12 protein-coding genes and 3 tRNA genes are annotated in these 17648 nt (G+C 75.0%); 7 read left to right on the forward strand and 8 right to left on the reverse strand.

All coding sequences use genetic code 11. The annotated features are described in order from the left end of the window. Positions 1–58: 58 nt before the first annotated feature. The 3 genes from ACFY2K_RS20640 to ACFY2K_RS20650 are packed head-to-tail and all read left to right on the forward strand — an operon-like array spanning position 59 to position 2692. On the forward strand, positions 59–976 hold the full coding sequence (locus tag ACFY2K_RS20640) for an NAD-dependent epimerase/dehydratase family protein (RefSeq protein WP_380523414.1): 918 nt from the start codon (positions 59–61) through the stop codon (positions 974–976). Further along, positions 973–1668 carry a spherulation-specific family 4 protein gene (locus ACFY2K_RS20645; RefSeq protein WP_375882610.1) on the forward strand — a complete coding sequence of 232 codons (696 nt, stop codon included), beginning with the start codon at positions 973–975 and terminating at the stop codon, positions 1666–1668. The genes ACFY2K_RS20640 and ACFY2K_RS20645 overlap by 4 nt, the downstream gene beginning before the upstream one ends. A 22-nt stretch (positions 1669–1690) precedes the next feature. Next, a complete protein-coding gene (locus ACFY2K_RS20650; protein ID WP_380523413.1) occupies positions 1691–2692 on the forward strand; it encodes an endo alpha-1,4 polygalactosaminidase in 1002 nt (333 codons plus the stop codon). A 54-nt stretch (positions 2693–2746) separates the two neighbouring features. On the opposite strand, the gene ACFY2K_RS20655 is transcribed toward ACFY2K_RS20650, so the two are convergent. After that, positions 2747–2950 carry a hypothetical protein gene (locus ACFY2K_RS20655; protein ID WP_375882615.1) on the reverse strand — a complete coding sequence of 68 codons (204 nt, stop codon included), beginning with the start codon at positions 2948–2950 and terminating at the stop codon, positions 2747–2749. Positions 2951–3105: 155 nt separating this feature from the next. On the opposite strand from ACFY2K_RS20655, the gene ACFY2K_RS20660 reads away from it, so the two are divergent. Beyond that, positions 3106–4059, forward strand: a complete 954-nt coding sequence (locus tag ACFY2K_RS20660) for an aldo/keto reductase (protein ID WP_387713013.1) — start codon at positions 3106–3108, stop codon at positions 4057–4059. A 56-nt stretch (positions 4060–4115) separates the two neighbouring features. Here ACFY2K_RS20660 and ACFY2K_RS20665 read toward each other — a convergent pair whose 3' ends face one another. The 3 genes from ACFY2K_RS20665 to ACFY2K_RS20675 form a co-directional block, all read right to left on the reverse strand. Beyond that, on the reverse strand, positions 4116–5114 hold the full coding sequence (locus ACFY2K_RS20665) for a C40 family peptidase (protein ID WP_380523411.1): 999 nt from the start codon (positions 5112–5114) through the stop codon (positions 4116–4118). Further along, entirely contained in the window at positions 5111–6394 is a 1284-nt protein-coding gene (locus tag ACFY2K_RS20670) for an SPFH domain-containing protein (protein ID WP_380523410.1), read from the reverse strand. The genes ACFY2K_RS20665 and ACFY2K_RS20670 overlap by 4 nt, the downstream gene beginning before the upstream one ends. Before the next feature lie 195 nt (positions 6395–6589). Continuing rightward, positions 6590–9610, reverse strand: a complete 3021-nt coding sequence (locus ACFY2K_RS20675; RefSeq protein WP_380640450.1) for an Ig-like domain-containing protein — start codon at positions 9608–9610, stop codon at positions 6590–6592. Between the two features lie 346 nt (positions 9611–9956). On the opposite strand from ACFY2K_RS20675, the gene ACFY2K_RS20680 reads away from it, so the two are divergent. Both ACFY2K_RS20680 and ACFY2K_RS20685 read left to right on the forward strand, forming a co-directional pair. Further along, positions 9957–10367 (forward strand): globin domain-containing protein, encoded by a 411-nt coding sequence (locus ACFY2K_RS20680; protein ID WP_380523450.1) that lies wholly within the window; start codon positions 9957–9959, stop codon positions 10365–10367. A gap of 14 nt (positions 10368–10381) precedes the next feature. Continuing rightward, complete coding sequence (locus tag ACFY2K_RS20685) at positions 10382–11584, forward strand: globin domain-containing protein (protein WP_380640448.1); 1203 nt, start codon at positions 10382–10384, stop codon at positions 11582–11584. Between the two features lie 74 nt (positions 11585–11658). On the opposite strand, the gene ACFY2K_RS20690 is transcribed toward ACFY2K_RS20685, so the two are convergent. The 3 genes from ACFY2K_RS20690 to ACFY2K_RS20700 form a co-directional block, all read right to left on the reverse strand. Further along, positions 11659–11734: transfer RNA gene (locus ACFY2K_RS20690), tRNA-Arg, on the reverse strand. Between the two features lie 31 nt (positions 11735–11765). Continuing rightward, positions 11766–11841 (reverse strand) — tRNA-Arg (locus ACFY2K_RS20695). A 184-nt stretch (positions 11842–12025) separates the two neighbouring features. Next, positions 12026–12119, reverse strand: a tRNA-Ser gene (locus ACFY2K_RS20700). Positions 12120–12296: 177 nt separating this feature from the next. Here ACFY2K_RS20700 and ACFY2K_RS20705 point away from each other — a divergent pair. After that, positions 12297–15779: a PAS domain-containing protein gene (locus ACFY2K_RS20705; RefSeq protein ID WP_387713018.1), complete on the forward strand. Its 3483-nt coding sequence runs from the start codon at positions 12297–12299 to the stop codon at positions 15777–15779. A gap of 61 nt (positions 15780–15840) precedes the next feature. Here ACFY2K_RS20705 and ACFY2K_RS20710 read toward each other — a convergent pair whose 3' ends face one another. Then, the gene (locus tag ACFY2K_RS20710) at positions 15841–17502 is read right to left on the reverse strand and encodes a long-chain fatty acid--CoA ligase (RefSeq protein WP_380523405.1); all 1662 of its coding nucleotides are present in this window, start codon (positions 17500–17502) and stop codon (positions 15841–15843) included. Positions 17503–17648 lie beyond the last annotated feature (146 nt).

The following is a 17648-nucleotide window of genomic DNA, read 5'->3' on the forward strand; positions in this document are numbered from 1 at the left end:
CGGACGACACGGCCGAGCAGCCCGCCGCCGCGGGCGCCGAGAGCGACGGACGGGCCGCGTGAGAATCCTGCTGCTCGGCGGCGACGGCTTCCTGGGCCGTCACGCCACCGACGTCCTGCGGTCACTGCCCGGGGCCACCGTGCTGACCGCGGGCCGGCGGCCCGCCCACGACCTCCGGCTGGACCTGGGCAGCGCCCAGGCCGGCCCGCTCGGCGAGGAACTGGCCGCGCTGGCCCCCGACGTGGTGGTCAACTTCGCCGGCGCGGTGGCCGGCAGCGCGGTCAAGCTCGCCGAGGTGAACGCCCGCGGACCGGCGGTGCTCTGCGAGGCGCTCGCCCTGGGCGCCCCGAAGGCCCGCCTGGTGCACGTCGGTTCGGCCGGCGAGTACGGCGTCTGCGCGGAGGGCGAGTCGCTCTCCGAGCAGGCCGACGCCCGTCCGGTGGGCGTGTACGGCGCGACCAAGCTGGCCGGCTCCCTCGCGGTGGCCGGCTCGCCGCTGGACGCGGTGGTGCTGCGGGTGTTCAACCCGGTCGGCCCGGGCGCCCCGGCGGGCTCGCTGCCCGGCCGGCTGGCGGCCGAACTGCGCCGGGCGGCGCCCGAGGGCGCCGACGCCGTGGTCACGGTCGGGGACCTCTCCGCCTACCGGGACTTCGTGGACGCCCGGGACATCGCCCGGGCGGTCGGCCTCGCCGTCACCGCCGAGGGCCCGCTGCCCCGGGTGCTCAACCTCGCCTCCGGCCGGGCCCAACGGGTCCGGGCGATCGCCGAGGGCCTGGTCGCGGCGTCCGGCTTCACCGGCCGGATCGACGAGAGCGGGGCGGGTTCCGAGCGCTCGGCCGCGGTCTCCTGGCAGCAGGCCGACGTGTCGGCCGCCGCCCGGGAACTCGGCTGGCACCCGGAGACCGGGCTCGCCGACACCCTGCGCGACCTCTGGCTCAGCACCGCCGAGCCGACGCCGACCCCGGTGGTCGCATGACCTCCGGGACCACCCCCGACGGCCGCCTGCTGGTGCCGCTGTACGTCCACCCCGCGGTGGACCCGGCGGCCTGGCGGGCGGTCGCCGCCGCCGACCCCGCCCGGATCGCCGCCGTGGTGCTCAACCTCGCGGACGGTCCGGGCGAGGTTCCGGACCACGTCTTCGCCGATGCCGCCGAGGAACTCCGCGCCGCCGGGCTGCCGTTGGTCGGCTACGCCGACACCGACTACGGCCGCCGGCCGCACGCCGCCGTGGTCGCCGACATCCTGACGTACCGTCAGCGCCACGGCATCACCGGCGTGTACCTCGACCAGGTCGCCACCCACCCGGGCGCGCTGGCGCACTACCGCCGCCTCGCCACGGCGGCCCGGGCGGCCGGCTGCGGCACCGTGGTGTTCGGCCACGGCGAGCACCCGGACCCGGCGTACGCCGAGGTCGGCCTGGCCGACCTGCTGGTCACCTTCGAGGGCGACTGGGACGCGTACCGCGCCATGACCCTGCCGCTGTGGACCGGCCGCCACGCGGCCTCCCGCTTCTGCCACCTGGTCTACGACGTCCCCGCCGAGTCCGCCCGCGACGCCTCCGCACTGATCACCGCCCGGCGAGCCGGCGTCGGCTGCGCCGTACCGGGCGCCGGGGACAACCCCTGGCGTACCCTGCCGCACGGCCTGACCGCCGCTGAACTGACCTGACCCGATCCGGAGTTCGACTACCGTGAACCGCCGTACCCGGCTGCTGCCCGCCGCCATAGCCTTCGCCACCGTCACCGCGCTGCTGGTCAGTTCGTGCAGCAGCTCGGGCTCGGAGGACGACAACGACTCGGCCGACGGCACCCAGAGCGCCTCGCCCACGGCCACCGCGCCGAGCACCCCCGGCACCGCCGCACCCAGCACCCCCGGCACGCCCGGTGACCCCGGCACCACCTCGGCCCCGGGCACCCCGGGCGGCACCACCGCCCCGGGCACCCCGCCGGGCACCACCCCGCCCGGCACCACCACCCCGCCGGCGGCCGGCGCCCGCTGGCAGCCCACCCCGGGCCTGACCTGGCAGTGGCAGCTCGGCGGCGGCCCCGTGGACCAGTCGGTGGACGTGCCGGTCTACGACATCGACGGCTTCGAGAACGACGCCTCGGTGGTCGCCGCGCTGCACGCCAAGGGCCGCAAGGTGATCTGCTACATCAACGCCGGCTCCTGGGAGGACTTCCGCCCCGACTCCGCGGCCTTCGCCAAGGCCCTGCAGGGCTCGGACACCGGCTGGAAGGGCGAGAAGTGGTTCGACATCCGCAAGCTCGACCAGCTCCGGCCGCTGATGGCGGCCCGCTTCGACATGTGCAAGAGCAAGGGCTTCGACGCCATCGAGCCGGACACCATCGAGGCCTACAACCAGAACAGCGGCTTCCCGCTGACCCCGGACGACCAGATCAAGTACAACCGGATGCTGGCCCAGCTCGCCCACGAACGCGGCCTCGCCATCGGCCTCAAGAACGACCTGGACCAGATCTCCGCGCTGCTGCCGGACTTCGACTTCGCGGTCAACGAGGAGTGCTCGCAGTTCGACGAGTGCGACCGGGTCGCGCCCTTCGTCAAGGCGGGCAAGGCGGTCTTCCACGTCGAGTACAAGCTCGACACGGACCAGTTCTGCGCCAAGACCAAGGCCCTGGGGTTCAGTTCGATGCAGAAGAAGCTCGACCTCAACGCCTGGCGCAAGCCCTGCTGAGGCCGTCACTTCCCGTCGCGCGGGTGACCCTCACCGGGGCCACCCGCGCGAGGGTCACTTGACCGCCAGCCAGACGACGGCGCCCAGGACGACCAGGGCGACGACGGCGATCAGTGCGATCACGCCGGTGCGACTGCCGCCGGTCTTGCTGCTGCCGTAGGTGGAGACGGAGCCCGGTGCCGGACGCGCCGGGCTCTCGTCGACGAACGCCCGGAACATCTGGGTGTTACCGGCGGGGTCGTAGTCGTTGTCAGCCATGGCAGGGACTCTAACGAATCCGCCCACCTCAGGCACACCCCGGACCCCTCTCCAGGCGAACCCGCCACCCGCGCGTGCGACGGCGGTACGACCGGATCGTGAAATCCGTGTGACCGACGGAATGGCCCGCCGCACAGGCCTGGTTGACTGCGGGCATGACCGGAAACCAGAGCCGGGTCCGCCTCGGCACCTCCGACCTGTCCGTCCACCCGCTCTCCCTCGGCGGCAACGTCTTCGGCTGGACCGCCGACCAGCAGCAGTCCTTCGCCGTGCTCGACGCCTACGCCGCCGCGGGCGGCAACTTCGTCGACACCGCCGACGCCTACTCCGCCTGGGCACCCGGCAACACCGGCGGCGAGTCCGAGACGGTGATCGGCAACTGGCTGCGCAGCCGGGGCAACCGCGACGACATCGTGATCGCCACCAAGGTCGGCAGCCACCCCGAGGCGACCGGCCTGGCCGCGGCCACCATCAAGTCCTCCGTCGAGGGCTCGCTGCGCCGCCTGGGCGTCGACCACATCGACCTCTACTACACCCACCGGGACGACGACACCCCGGTCGAGGAGTTCGTGACGGCGCTGGACGAGCTGGTCCGCGCGGGCAAGGTCCGGGCGGTCGCCGCCTCCAACATCTCCGCCGAGCGGCTCGCCGAGGCGCTGTCCTTCGCCGAGCGCGAGGGCCTGGCCGGGTACGTCGCGGTCCAGCCCCACTACAACCTGGTGTCCCGGGGCACCTTCGAGGGCCCGCTGGCCGAGGTGGTCGCCGAGCACGGCCTCGCCACCGTGCCCTACTACGCGCTCGCCTCCGGCTTCCTCACCGGCAAGTACCGCCCGGGCGGCCCGGGCGTCGACAGCGCCCGCGCCGAGGGCGCCACCCGCTACCTCGCCGAGCCGCGCGGCCCCAAGGTCCTGGCGGCCCTCGACGAGGTCGCCGCCGACCACGGCGTCGAGCCCGCCACCGTCGCCCTCGCCTGGCTCGCCGCCCGCCCCACGGTCGCCGCCCCCATCGCCAGCGCCCGCACCGTCGACCAGCTCCCCCCGCTGCTCGCCGCCGCCGCCCTCACCCTCACCCCCGCCCAGACCGCCCTGCTCACCTACGCCTCCGCCTGAGCACGCGCCGGGCCCCCGACAGCGGCGTGCTGTCGGGGGCCCGGTGTGCTCCCCGGCTACGGCCGCCCGAAGTGGGTCGGGTAGTAGCCCGAGTTGAGCGTCGATATCCGAACGGTCTTGCCCGGCCGGGGTGCCTCGACGAACTTTCCGCCGCCCAGGTAGATCCCCACGTGGTGGATCCCCGAGGCCCGGCCGCTGTCCGACCAGAACACCAGGTCACCGCGGCGCAGTTGGCCCGCGCTGATCGGCGTGGTCGCCGCGTACTGGTCGTCGGCCACCCGGGGCAGGCCTATCCCGCTGCGCCGGAAGGCCTGCTGGACCAGCCCGGAGCAGTCGTAGCCGGACGGGCCGTCACCGCCCCAGACGTACGGCTTGCCCAGCTGGGCGAGCGCGTAGTCGACGGCCGCCTCGGTGGTCCCGGCGGTCGGGGTGGTGTCCGGGGACGGGCGGCTGCCCGACCCGCCGGAGCCCTGGTCCGATCCGCCGCCGGACTGGCCGGTGCGACTGGCGTAGACGTCGTAGTGGCTGGTCCAACGCCACTCGCCGCTACCGTTCTTGAACCAGTACTTCGACCCGTCCCAGCCCTGGCGCGGGCCCCAGGAGGAGGCCGAGCCGTTCGAGACGGTCTTCGAGCCGGACGAACCGGAAGAGCCGGATGAACCGGATGAACCGGACTGGCCGGTGCGACTGGCGTAGACGTCGTAGTGGCTGGTCCAACGCCACTGACCGCTGCCGTTCTTGAACCAGTACTTCGACCCGTCCCAGCCCTGCTTGCCGGCCGCCGCCTGCGCGGAGCCCGCACCGGCCGTCAGGCCGACCACGCCGGCGCCCGCCAGCACGGTGGTGGCCAGGCAGGTACTTCGCACGGCCCGGTGTATTCGGCTGCCACCGCCGACCGCGGCGTCCCGGGCGGTGCGCGGCCGGGCCGCGCAGTTCGGGCAGCCGCAGCCCGTGATCGCGGGGATGCTGCCCAGGCGCTCCTCGAAGCCGATCAGACCGGGATCGGCGTCGGAGCCGGTGCCGGGTTCGGCGTACGCGCCGGTGGCTATCCTCATGCGGGTCGTCCTTCCTTCCGCCCGGCCCGGGCGGCCGGGGGCGGTACCGAGGCGGCCACTCCGGCCGGGGCGACGAAGGCGACCAGCAGCTGTTCCATCAGCGCGCTGCGGGCGGCCTCGTCCAGTTCGTGCGCGGTCGCGCGCTCCAGGCGCCGGACGGCCAGCGCCGCCGCCTCCACCGCGTCGTCGACCAGGACGGTCCGCAGGCCCGCGTCCAGGTCCGCCAGCCGGCGGCGGCGCATCGACTCGGCCACCTCGGGCGCGTAGTCCAGCGCCAGCGGCTGCACCGAGTAGACCTCCAGGCCCGCCGGGGCCGCCTCGGCGGCCAGCGCCCGGGTCAGCTCGTCGGCGAACCACTGCCCGTCGCGCAGCGCCGGGCCGGGCGCCGCGTTGCTGTCGCACGGCAGGGTGGAGGCGGTGCGGGTGAGCACCGCCTGGACCTGCTCGCGCAGGTAGCCCTCGTGGTCCTCGATCGCCAGCAGCGCCCGCGCGGTGTCCTTGACCCGCCAGACGATCAGCAGCCGGACCACGATCGGGGTGCCGGTGCGGTCGACGACCTTGACCGGCTCGCTGCGCCAGTGCCGCAGCCGCACGTCGACCCGGCGGCGGCGCAGCAGCGGGTTGACCCAGACCAGGCCGGTTCTGCGCACCGTGCCCCGGTAGCGGCCCCAGCGGCTCAGCACCCGGGTCTCGCCGCCCGCGTTGGCCAGCAGGCCGGCCAGGGCGAGCACCACCAGCAGCCCGGCGGCGCTGACCGCGGCGATGGCCGGGGCGTCGATCCCGGCCCGGCCGCTCGCCAGCGCGGCGGGGCTGCGCAGTTCGGGCAGCCCGTCCCAGTGCGGGAGGACGCCGGTGCGCAGCAGCACGTAGCCCACCGCGGCCAGGCCGAGCAGCACCACCAGCAGCGCGACCCAGCCGGGCAGGACGGCGGCGGTGTGCTCCCGCAGCGCCCGGTCCGCCCGCGGGGGGCGGCGCGAGGTGGTGACGGCGGAGGCATCGGCCGGGCCGAGCTCGGGGAGCTCGACGGTCTCCGGGGCGACGGCCTCCAGCGGGTCCCGCCGGTCGACGGGACCGGCCGGGGACGGCGCGGGGACGACCGCCAGCGGGGCCGTGGCCGGACCGCCGTCGACCGGGCCGGCCGGGCCGACCGGCTTGGATGCCTTGACGGTCGAGACCTTGGGCAGCGGGCTGGCGCCGGAGGCGGAACGTTCCGGCAGGGCCGGGGGGAACGCCTTGGGCAGGTGGTCGGGTCGCTGCGAAGAATCGCGGGTGACGTCCATGCACGGATCCTCTGGGTCTGGTGTGTCGCGCAACGGGCGGCCCGGATCTGACGGGCAGTGCCAGAGTCAGGCTAAGTTCATACGTCATCAAATGCGACATTTGAGCCGAGGTGTGTCGACAATTGCTGACGAATCGTCCAAAGCTGACCTGACGCGCAGGCACATGGTCGGGTGGTCGGGACGGTTCGGCGCAGGTCAGCGCCGTCGGGCACCGGATCCACGGGCGAACACCCGACGGGTGATCAGCCCGATTCCGGCGAGCACCAGCAGCACCCCGGCGAGCAGGCCGTGCCGGCCGGCCTCCCGGGGCCGGGCGGCCGCCGCCCCTTCGGCCGGGGGCGCCGGCAACGGCCGGGCAGCGGTGCCGCTCGCCCTGGATCCTTCCTGGTCAGCGGCCGACAGCGGCACGGCGGCGACCTCCGACGGGGACGCGGCCACCGGGGCCGGGCTGCCGCCGGGCGAGGCGGCCAGGGCTCTCGACGAGCCGACGCCCGGGGACGGCACCGCACTCCCGGACGGCGGGGCCGGGACGGCGGAACCGGCGGGAACGAACGGAACCGGCGGACGGGCCGAGGCGCCGGACCCGGTGGAGGCGCCGGGGGACGTCGGGGCGGCCGAGACCCCCGCCGGGACCGCAGGGACGGACGTCACCGACGGCGCCGGCACCGGGGGCACCGCCGGCGCCACCAGCACCGACGGCGCCACCGGCGGCACGACGATCGGCAGCAGCCCCACCGGGATCGGCGGGAACACCGGCACCTCGGTCGGACTCGGCGACCCGACGGCCGTCGGCGCCACCACCGCCGACGGCGCAGCCGAAGCCGAAGCCGACGGGCTCGCACTCACGCTCGCACTCGCCGCCACGGATGCCACCCCACCCGCCCCCGACGGAACCGCCCCTGACGGACCGACCACCGAAGGACTCACCGCCGAAGGGCCGACCACGGACGGACCGGCCGCGGACGGACTGACCGCCGGAGAACTGACGACCGGCGCACTGACCGCCGGAGGACTGACCGCCGGAGAGCTCGCCGCCGAAGGGCTCGCCACCCCCGCAGCCGCCACCCGCACCCGCACCGGATCCGCCGAAGTCCCGTTCCCCGCGCGGTCGGTGACCGTGACGGTCAGCCACTGTTCCCCGTCCGTCAGGTCCCGGCCGGCGGTGCAGCTCCAGCTCCCGTCCAGCGCCGCCGTGGCCCCGCAGAGCACCGTACGGTCGCCGCCCGCCGTCGGAGCGGCCGCGACCTGCACGTTCGCCCCCGCTTCGGCCCGTCCGGCGAGCTTGGGCCGGCTGACCCGCAGGACCTCCCCGGGAGCGGGCGCGGTGAGCACCGGCTTGTCCGGCGGCACGGTGTCCACGACCAGCGCGACCGGCTGTCCGGCCGTCCGGTTCCCGGCCGCGTCGACGGCGACGGGGGCGAGCTGGTGGCTGCCGTCGGCCAGGTTCTCGACCGGCAGACAGGACCACCCGCCGTCCGGGCGGACCGCGCTGCTGCACAGTTCGGCGGAGGCGGAGGCGGGGGTGGACGCGGGGGCGGACCGGTCGGTGACCGAGACGGTGCTGCCGGCCTCGCCGGTGCCGGTGAGTTGCAGCCCCGGGTCATTGGTGTAGGCGGGGAGGGTGAGCACCGGCGCGGTCGGCGGGGTGGTCTTCACGGTGACCTTGGCGGGCTCGCCGCGCAGCACCACGCCGCCGGTGGTGGTCTCCACCGGGGTCAGGGAGTGCGGCCCGGCGGCGAGCGCGCTGCCGGGGCGGCAGGACCAGTCGCCCTTGCGCTCGACCTTGGCTCGGCAGAGCACGGTGTCGCCGTCCCGGATCTCCATCGAGGCGCCGGCGACGGCGCCCTCACCGCTGATCCTGGGGCGGGCGTCGGCCAGCACGGTGCCGTCGACCGGCTCGGCGACCTCGGGCCGGGCGGCGCCGACGGTCAGCCTGATCCGCTGGTCGGAGACCTCCCCGGAGTCGGCGAAGCCGCCGGAGGGCACGAGTTGGCTGGTGTCGCGGCCGATCCGCAGCCGGGCCCAGGTGTCGCCGGAGGCGGCGCCGGCCGGCACGGTCCACTCCAGCGTCGCGGTGTCGGCGCCGGCCGGGATCTCGGTCTGCACCCGGTCGGCGGGGTCGAACCGGCCGCTGTGGTCGAAGTCGATCCAGCCGGCCAGGGTGGCGGGCTGGTCGCCCACCGCGACCGGGACGGTGACCCGGTAGTACCGGCCGATGGCGGCCTCGTCGGGGAAGCCGAGCGAGGGGTCGGCGCCCTGGTACTCGCCGCGGCCGGGCTGGAGTTTGGGCGGCGGCGGGCTGCCGGACGGGCCGGCGGGCAGGCTCGCGAAGGGGTTGCCGCGCCGGACCGCGTCGTGGTCGAGCTCGACCAGCGGCCGGTCGGCCGTGACGGCGGGGCGGCGGCGGTCGCGGTGGCCGGGGCCGGTGGCGTCGGCGCCCAGGAAGAGGTCGGAGAGCACGTGCGAGGCGTTGCCGTAGGCCTGCGGCGCGGTGCCGAGGTCCTCGTCCACGGTGACGGTGTAGGCCTGCCGCAGGACGGGCGGCGCGGTGGTGCTGCCGGCCCGGGGGGTGGAGCGCTGCTCGATCCGGAACACCGCGGTGCGGACCGGCCCGGTGAGTTCCAGGGTGCCCTCGGCGGCGGAGCCCGCGGCGGCGTCGGTGGAGCCGTCGGTGCCCGCGGGTGCCAGGGCGTTGCCGTCGACCGTCCAGCCGGGCCAGTCGGTGCGCCCGATCAGGCCGGGGGCGGCGGGGGATCCGCCGGTGAGGGTCAGTCGGGCCGCGGTGCTGGTGGTGCCGGAATTCCCGGTGGCGACGGCGGCGAGTCCGCTGAGGTGCAGCCGGGGATTGCGGACCGGCCGGGAGAAACCCAGCCGGAGGGTTCCGACGGTCCGCCAGGAACCGTCCGTCTGCGGACGGTCGGGGGTGAGGAGGAAGGTCTGGGCCGGGTCTCCGGCGTGCATTCCGTCCGCGTACCCGACGGAACGCCCCCCTCCGGAACGATCGGCCAATCGGCCCGCCTCGGCGGTGACCGCCGTTCCGGTTTCGGCCGTGAGGTCGAACTGGACGGAGAGTCCGGAGGGCAGTACCGCCCGGTGTTCGGCCGACCAGGAATCAGGGGCCTGCCGGGCCGCCGAGAGCGGGGCGTTCCAACCGTTCAGCGCCCCGGCCGTGAGAACGGCCAGGACGGCAGCTGTGCGGGGAAACTGTCGGCTCATCCGGCTCTCCTTCACGGTCGGCTGCCGGGGCGGCGGGCAGTCCGGGCACAAGATCCGACAAAACGGAATCACGATCCTGGACCGGTCATACTCCGACACCTGCGCTTTTGGCCGCGTCCCACCCGATTGGCGGCCATCCGGGCGGCAGGACGGGATGTACCCGAAACGACTGCATTTCATCCATTAGGCGGTAATGGATCCCGCCGGGAACGCCCGGACCCACCCGAATGGCGGAGAGAGGGTAATTCCGGCTGATCAGACGGACACCAGTGTCCGGTACCTGACCATTCATCGAGGAACTCTGTTCGAATTACCCACCCGCTCAGTAGAGTCGGGCACCGTGACTATGGACCCCGTACTCGTCAAGCGCAGTTTCGCCGCGGTGGAGCCCCACGGCCCGGTCGTCGCCGAATACTTCTACCAGCACCTGTTCGAGCACAATCCCGGCGTCCGCGGCCTCTTCGCCGAGCACCTGGGCGAGCAGCAGGACCGGCTGTTCGCCGCCCTCGGCGTGCTGGTCACCCACCTGGAGGACACCGACACCGTGGTCGGCCTGCTCCGCGACCTCGGCGCGCGGCACGCCCGGTACGGCGCGCTGGTGGAGCACTTCCCGGCGGTCGGCGCGAGCCTGCTCGCCACCCTCGCCCACTACGCCGGCGACGCGTGGACCCCGGAGGCCGAGGCCGCCTGGACCGCCGTCTACGGAGTGGTCAGCGACACCATGGGCGCGGCCCTCACCGAAGCCCGGTCGGTCTAGCCGGGAGCGGCGTGGTGGCCTTCGACCCCGCGGTCATCCGCGCCAGCTTCGCCGTCGTGGAACGCCGGGCCGACCACCTGACCACCTACTTCTACGCCCACCTGTTCAGCCACAACCCCGGCCTGCGTCCGCTCTTCCCGGCCCAGTTGCACGAGCAGCGGGACCGGCTGTTCGCCGCGCTCACCCGGATCGTGCGGCAACTGGACGACCCCGAGCGGCTCACCGCGTACCTGCGGGCGCTCGGGCGCGACCACCGGAAGTTCCAGGCCGCGCCCGAGCACTACCCGGCCGTCGGGGCCAGCCTGATCGCCGCGCTGCGGCAGTGCTCCGGCCACTCCTGGACACCGGAGACCGAGAAGGCCTGGTCCGAGGCCTACACCGTGATCGCCCGGATCATGTGCGGGGCCGCCGGGGAGCTCCCGGAGCACCACCCCGCCTGGTGGGAGGCCGAGGTGGCCCGCCGCCGCCGGGCCGCGCCCGACCTGGTCGTGCTCACCCTGGCCCCGATGCGCCCGTACCCCTTCACGGCCGGCCAGTACGTCACCCTCAGCAGCCCCCGCAGGCCCCGGGTCTGGCGGCCGTACTCGCTCGCCAACGCCCCGCGCCCGGACGGCAGCCTGGAACTGCACGTGCGGCGGGTGCCCGGCGGGCTGCTCAGCCCGGTCCTGGTGGAGGACGTGATGCCCGGCGAGCTGCTGCGGCTCGGACCGCCGCTGGGCGAGGCCGTGCTCGCCCCCGCCTCGGACCGGCCGCTGCTGCTGGTCGCCGCGGGCAGCGGCTGGGGGCAGACCAAGGCGCTGCTGGAGGAGCTCGCCGCCGGGCAGCCGGAGCGGGTGGCCACCGTGCTGCTGGCCGCCCGGTCGACGGCGGGGCAGTACGACCTGGACACCGTGCGGCGGATGCTCACCCGCCAGGCCCGGCTGCGGGTGCTGACCGCCGCCCCCGACCGGCCCGCCGGTCCGGGCGCGACCACCGCGCTGCTGCGGGAGACGCTGCTCGGGCAGGGCGACTTCACCGGCTGGGAGGTCCACCTCTCCGGGCCGCCGGAGCTGGTCGCCGAGCTCGCCGGACTGCTGCTCGCCCTGGGGGCCGCCCCGGAGCTGGTCCGGCACGACCCGGCGCCGGTGACCTTCAACCGGGCCCGGCCGCTGACCAGCTCGGACTGGTTCCTGGACCGCCGGGACGTGCCCTGGATCAACCGGACCGACCTGGAGTGACCAGCGCCCGCTCAGCGGCGGAAACCGTGCCCGGAAACGGAGAAGCCCCCGGCCGGTGGCCGGGGGCTTCTCGCTGGTGCGCTCAGCAGGATTCGAACCTGCAACCTCTTGATCCGTAGTCAAGTGCTCTATCCGTTGAGCTATGAGCGCAAGGAACGGGCGAACCCGATCTTGCGGAGTTTGGTGCGCTCAGCAGGATTCGAACCTGCAACCTCTTGATCCGTAGTCAAGTGCTCTATCCGTTGAGCTATGAGCGCTCGCCCTGGTGAACCATGCCCCCGGGGCGTTGCGTGGACAACATTACATGACCTGCGACGTAGGACGAAATCGATTGATCCGACCCCGGGAAGGCCACCCCGGGCCCCGTCCCGGCCGGCCGGCGAACGGGCCCCGGACATGCGAAGAGCCCCGCCGACGTGATCGTCGACGGGGCTCCCCGGCTGGCGGAGGCTGAGGGATTTGAACCCTCGATCAGGAATAACCCCGAAACCGCATTAGCAGTGCGGCGCCATAGACCGGACTAGGCGAAGCCTCCCCACATGGACCGTACCCGCGCGAGCGGACCCGTTCCGTGTGTCAGTGATGATGCCACAACCGTGGGGCTCGGCACCAACCACCGCCAACGTTACTAGGCGGGTCACTCCCGCCGCAAAGAAGAATGAGATACTGCCGACTCCGGAGGAGCTGCCTTGAGCCGAGGAGACCTGTCGACGTGAGCAGCAGGCCGATCCGAGGCGCTGCTCGCCTCGACGCCATACTCGACGCCCTGCCCGAAGCGTTGTTGCTGGTGAACAGCAACGGCACCGTGGTGGACGCCAACAGCGCAGCGGTCCAGGCGCTGCAGGCGCCCGGCACCTCGCTGGTCGGCATGGGCGTGCTCGGCCTGCTGCCCGAGTTCGATCCCAGCCGGATCCCGGGCTCGATGCGCCCGGCCACCCGCGACGCCGACGCCCTGGACCGTCCGGTCCGGATGACCGCCCACCGCACTGACGGGACGACCTTCCCGGTCGAGGTCTCCGGCAACGACTTCGCCACCGACGGCGGCGACGGCTACGGACGCTCCCCCTACGAGCCCTACCGCGACGGCCCCCGCGCCTCCTCGTCCTCCGACCTGCTCCTGCTGCTGGTCCGCGACCTCTCCGGGCGGCTCGGCGTCGAGACCGAACTGCGCCGCCAGCACAAGCAGACCGAGATGATCCTGCGGGCCGCCGCCGAGGGCGTGCTCGGCGTGGACCTCGAAGGCCGCTGCGTCCTGGTCAACCCGGCCGCCGCGCACATCCTGGAGTACCGGGCGAGCGAGCTGGGCGGGCGCGAACTGCACCCGCTGATCCAGCACTCCCGGGCCGACGGCACCCCGCTGGCGCTGGAGGAGTCCGCACTGCTGGACACCCTGACCTCCGGGCGCAAGCACCGGGTGCGCGGCACCGTGCTGTGGCGCAAGGACGGCCGCCCGGTCACCGTCGACCTCACCACCGCCCCGGTCCGGGACGGCGACGAACTGGTGGGCGCGGTGATGACCTTCACCGACCGCAGCCGCGAACTCGCCCTGGTCGCCCGCAACGAGCACCTCACCGCCGTCCTGGAGAACGAGCTCGGCGGCGCGCTGAGCGCGCTGAACCAGCGGCTGGACCGCCTCGCGGCCGACCCCGCCGGGCAGCTCTGGCCCGAGGCCAACTGGACCCTGCGCCGGCTCGCCGACGAGTGCCGCCGGTTCGGCAAGCTGATCGACGGCGTGCTGGAGCACCAGCGCTCCGAGGCCGGCGAGGGCGCACCGGCCGAGGGCCGGGACGGCAAGGACACCAAGGAGACCAAGGACGGCAAGGGCGGGCGCCGGACCGCGAAGCAGGTCCCGGTCGGCCTGGACAAGGTGGTCCGCCGGGCCGTCGAGGAGGCCGGCGAGCTGGTCGGCCCCGGCCGGGTGCGCTTCTCGGTGCACGCCGCCGCGGTCGAGGTGATCGCCGACGAGCGGCGACTCGCCCAGGCGCTGGCCCACCTGGTCGCCGACGTCAGCGGCACCGGCCTCGCGCTGGACGCCCCCACCGCCCCCTCCCCCGGCCTGTCCGTCCCCGGCCTGTCCGTGCCCGGGCTGGGCGGCCCGCCCACCCCGCCGGCTCCCGCCGAACCGCCGACCGTCGTCCTGGCCGCCGCCCAGCGCGGCGAGGTCGCCCGGGTCGAGATCCGCGGCCCCGGCGTCGGCGGCAGCCCCGTCCACCTGCCGATAGCCCGCGCGGTGGTCGAGCGCCACGGCGGCGTGCTCCAGCCGCACGAGCTGCCCGGCAAGGCCGGCACCACCTACGTGGTCGAGCTGCCGCTGGACCCGGCCGCCGCGAAGGCCGCCGCCGAACGCGCCTCCGCCGAGGGCCGCTCGGACCGGCCCAAGGAGGGCGACAGCGCCGTCCTGCCCGAGCTGCCGGGCATCCCGCAGCTGCCCACCAGCGGCGACGCCGCCGGATCCGCCCGGCCCGCCCCCGCCTCCGGCACCCCGACCCCCACCGGCACCCCGACCGGCCCCGGCCGCCCCGGCGACGCACCGGTCACCCGGGAGGCCGCCGAGCCTGAGCAGGCACCCGCCGAGGAGGCCCCGGCCGAGCGCCGCGGCCGCCGCGGCCGGCCCGCCATCGAAGCCGGACCCTCCGGGAGCTCCGACCCGACCGCTCCCGCCGACCAGTGGCCGAACGCCCCCGCCCGGGTCGAGCGGGCCGTCCCCGAGCAGTGGAACGGCACCGGCAACGACCCCGCCTACGGCCGCCCCGGCCCGGCCGCCCCGGAGGCGGCGCAGAGCGACCCCTGGGGCAAGGACGACGGCCGCTCCGGCCCCGCCTACGCCGTACCCGTGGAGGGCGCGCGCCCGGCGCAGGGCCGGCCGGCCGGCCGTGAGCCGCTGGCGCTCGGCCCGGCGCCCGCCGCCGCCCCCGCCGACGCTCCTACGTCCGCGCCCACGTCCGCTCCCGTCGAACCGCCGCCGAACGGCGCCGCCGAGGACGGCGGCGAGGCCAAGCCGCGCAGACGCCGCGCCCTGCCCTCCGCCGAGGACTCCTCGGGCGGCTTCGCGCTCCCCGGCGTGGGCGACACCCCGGTCTACCCCGGCCTGGAACACGCCCTGCCCGCCGGTCCGGCACCCGCCCCGGCCGAACCCGCCGTCGCACCGACCGGGCGCCGCCGCCGGCTCTCCGTACCGCCCGGGCCCGGCGCCGACGCCCCGGCCGGAGCACCCGCTGCGCAGACCGGCGGCGCGCTGGAGCCGGCCCGGCCCGCGCTGCCCGCTGCCGAGGAGCCGGGCGGACCCCGCCCGGTCGGCAGCGGACTGGCCGAACTGGCGCCGCCGCGACCGTCCGCCGCCCCGGTGCCCGTCGCCCCGCAGCCGCCCGTACCGGCCGCGCCGCGCGCGCTGGCCGAACTGCCCGCCGCCCGGAGCGACCGCCCGGACGCCGAGCAGCCGCAGGCCGCGTCCGGTGAACTGGCCAACACCCGCCGGCTGCTGGTCTGGCCCGAGCCCGACCCGGCCACCGGCCAGGCGCTCCAGGCCCGCGGCTACCTGCCGGTGATCGTCCGCTCCCGCGAGGAGGTGGACGCCCAGGCGAACGCCTTCCCGGCGGCGCTCTTCGTCGACCCGCTGACCGGCCCGATCACCCGCACCGCGCTGCAGTCGCTGCGCACCGCGGCGCTCAACAGCCGGGTCCCGGTGCTGGTGACCGCGGGCCTCGGCCAGGCCACCCGGGACGCCGCGTACGGCGCCGACCCGGCCGTGCTGCTGCGCGCCCTGGCCCCGCGCGACGGCGAGCACCACGCCCCGCGGGTGCTGCTGGTCGAGGGCGACCCGGACATCGCCGCCGCCATGATCAGCAGCCTGGAGCGGCGCGGCATGCACGTCGAGCACGCGGTGGACGAGAACGACGCCGTCGCCCGGGCCAGCAGCGTGCAGCCCAACCTGGTGGTGATGGACCTGTTCCAGATCCGCCGCCGCCGGATCGGACTGCTGGACTGGCTGCGCGCCAACGACCGGCTGCACCGCACCCCGCTCGTGGTCTACACCTCGGTGGACCTCGACCCGCGCGAACTGCCCCGGCTGCGCACCGGCGAGACGGTGCTGTTCCTCGCCGAGCGCTCCACCAGCGAGGACGTCCAGTCCCGGATCGTCGACCTGCTCGGGCGGATCGGCGCGATGGGCGAGGCGGGCGTCGCCGCCGCGGGCTGAGCCCGGACGTGCCGGAGGGCCGGCCCCCGTTCGTACGGGGGCCGGCCCTCCGGTGTGTCCGCTACTCCTTGCCGAGCGTGGTGACGTCCAGCTCGTCGGCCGCGTAGCTGGCCCGGATCACCTTCTTGTCGAACTTGCCGACCGAGGTCTTCGGGACGGACTCGACGATCGCCCAGCGCTCCGGCAGCTGCCAGGAGGCGATCCGCTCGGCCAGGAAGGCCCGCAGGTCCCTGAGCCCGACGGCGGCACCCGGGCGCAGCACCACGGTGGCCAGCGGGCGCTCGCCCCACTTCTCGTCCGGCACCGCGACCACGGCGGCCTCGGCCACCTCGGGGTGGCCCATCAGGGCGTTCTCCAGCTCGACGGAGGAGATCCACTCGCCGCCCGACTTGATGACGTCCTTGGCCCGGTCGGTGAGGGTCAGGTAGCCGTCGGCGGTGATGGTGCCCACGTCGCCGGTGCGCAGCCAGCCGTCCTCGGAGAACTTGTCCTCCGGGCGGACCGGGTCCTGCCCGGCGCCGCCGTAGTAGGCGGCGGCGATCCACGGGCCGCGGACCTCCAGTTCGCCGGCCGAGACGCCGTCGTGCGGCATCCGCTCGCCGCCCGGGCCGATCAGCCGGGCCTCGACCGAGGCCGGGAAGAGGCCCTGGGTGATCCGGTACGGCCACTCCTCCTCGGGGGTGAGGCCGCCCGGCGGCTGGGCGAAGGAGCCGAGCGGGGAGGTCTCGGTCATGCCCCAGGCGTGCAGCACCCGGATGCCGTGGCGGTCGTCGTAGGCCTTCATCAGCGACGGCGGGCAGGCGCTGCCGCCGATGACGACCATGCGCAGGCTGGAGGTGTCGTAGTCGCCCGCGTCCAGCTCGTCCAGCAGGCCGCTCCAGATGGTCGGGACGGCGGCGCTGACGGTGGGACGGACGGCGGCGATCATCTCGGCCATCGGCTTGGGCTGGAGGAACCGGTCCGGCATCAGCAGGTTGGCGCCGGACATGAAGGCGGCGTGCGGGATGCCCCAGGCGTTCACGTGGAACATCGGGACCACCGGCAGGGCGGTGTCGCGCGGGGTGAAGGCGAAGTTGTCGCCGGTGTTGACCTGCATGCAGTGCAGGTAGATCGACCGGTGGCTGTAGAGCACGCCCTTCGGGTCCCCGGTGGTGCCGGAGGTGTAGCAGAGCACGGCGGCCCGGCGCTCGTCGATGTCCCGCTGCCACGGGAAGTCGGTGGGCCGGTCGGCGATCAGCTCCTCGTAGTCGTGCACGCCGCCGGCGAAGCCGGCCAGCACCGAGCGGTCGCCGGGGCCGGCCACCACGATGTGCTTGAGCGTGGGCGCGAGCTGCGGCAGCACGGCGGCGAGCAGCGGCAGGACGCTGCCGTTGACGACGATCACGCGGTCGGCGGCGTGGTCGATGATGAAGGACAGCTGCTGGGCGGGCAGCCGCAGGTTCAGGGTGTGCAGCACGGCGCCCATCGCCGGGACGGCGAGGTACGCCTCCAGGTGGAAGTCGTTGTTCCACATCAGCGTCGCGACCCGGTCGTCGCCCGTCACCCCGAGCTCGTCGCGCAGCGCGTGCGCCAGCTGCGCGGCGCGCGCGCCCACCTCGGCGTAGGTCCGGACGACCGGACCGGTCGCGTCCCAGGTGGTGACGGTGGAACGGGCGTGGACGGTGGACCCGTGCTCCAGGATCCGGGCGACGGTGAGCGGTACGTCCTGCATCGTGCTGAACACGGGTCCTCCTCGACCTGGCGGCACTGGCGGTGCCACGGCATTTCCTACCGGGCGGTAATGCGCGTGGACGTGCCCGATTGTGCCGTTCCGTCCGCCCGCTGTCAGCATCCGGAACCCGTTGCACGGATCACGGGACCGGCCTGACG

This window comes from Kitasatospora sp. NPDC001309 (assembly GCF_042896295.1).
Classification (GTDB): Bacteria; Actinomycetota; Actinomycetes; order Streptomycetales; family Streptomycetaceae; genus Kitasatospora.

Excerpts from the sequence above, each read along its gene's own strand:
- ACFY2K_RS20655 (WP_375882615.1), bottom strand. The coding sequence starts at position 2,950 with ATGGCTGACAACGACTACGACCCCGCCGGTAACACCCAGATGTTCCGG.
- ACFY2K_RS20660 (WP_387713013.1), top strand. The coding sequence starts at position 3,106 with ATGACCGGAAACCAGAGCCGGGTCCGCCTCGGCACCTCCGACCTGTCC.
- ACFY2K_RS20645 (WP_375882610.1), top strand. The coding sequence starts at position 973 with ATGACCTCCGGGACCACCCCCGACGGCCGCCTGCTGGTGCCGCTGTAC.
- ACFY2K_RS20670 (WP_380523410.1), bottom strand. The coding sequence starts at position 6,394 with ATGGACGTCACCCGCGATTCTTCGCAGCGACCCGACCACCTGCCCAAG.
- ACFY2K_RS20665 (WP_380523411.1), bottom strand. The coding sequence starts at position 5,114 with ATGAGGATAGCCACCGGCGCGTACGCCGAACCCGGCACCGGCTCCGAC.
- ACFY2K_RS20675 (WP_380640450.1), bottom strand. The coding sequence starts at position 9,610 with ATGAGCCGACAGTTTCCCCGCACAGCTGCCGTCCTGGCCGTTCTCACG.
- ACFY2K_RS20680 (WP_380523450.1), top strand. The coding sequence starts at position 9,957 with ATGGACCCCGTACTCGTCAAGCGCAGTTTCGCCGCGGTGGAGCCCCAC.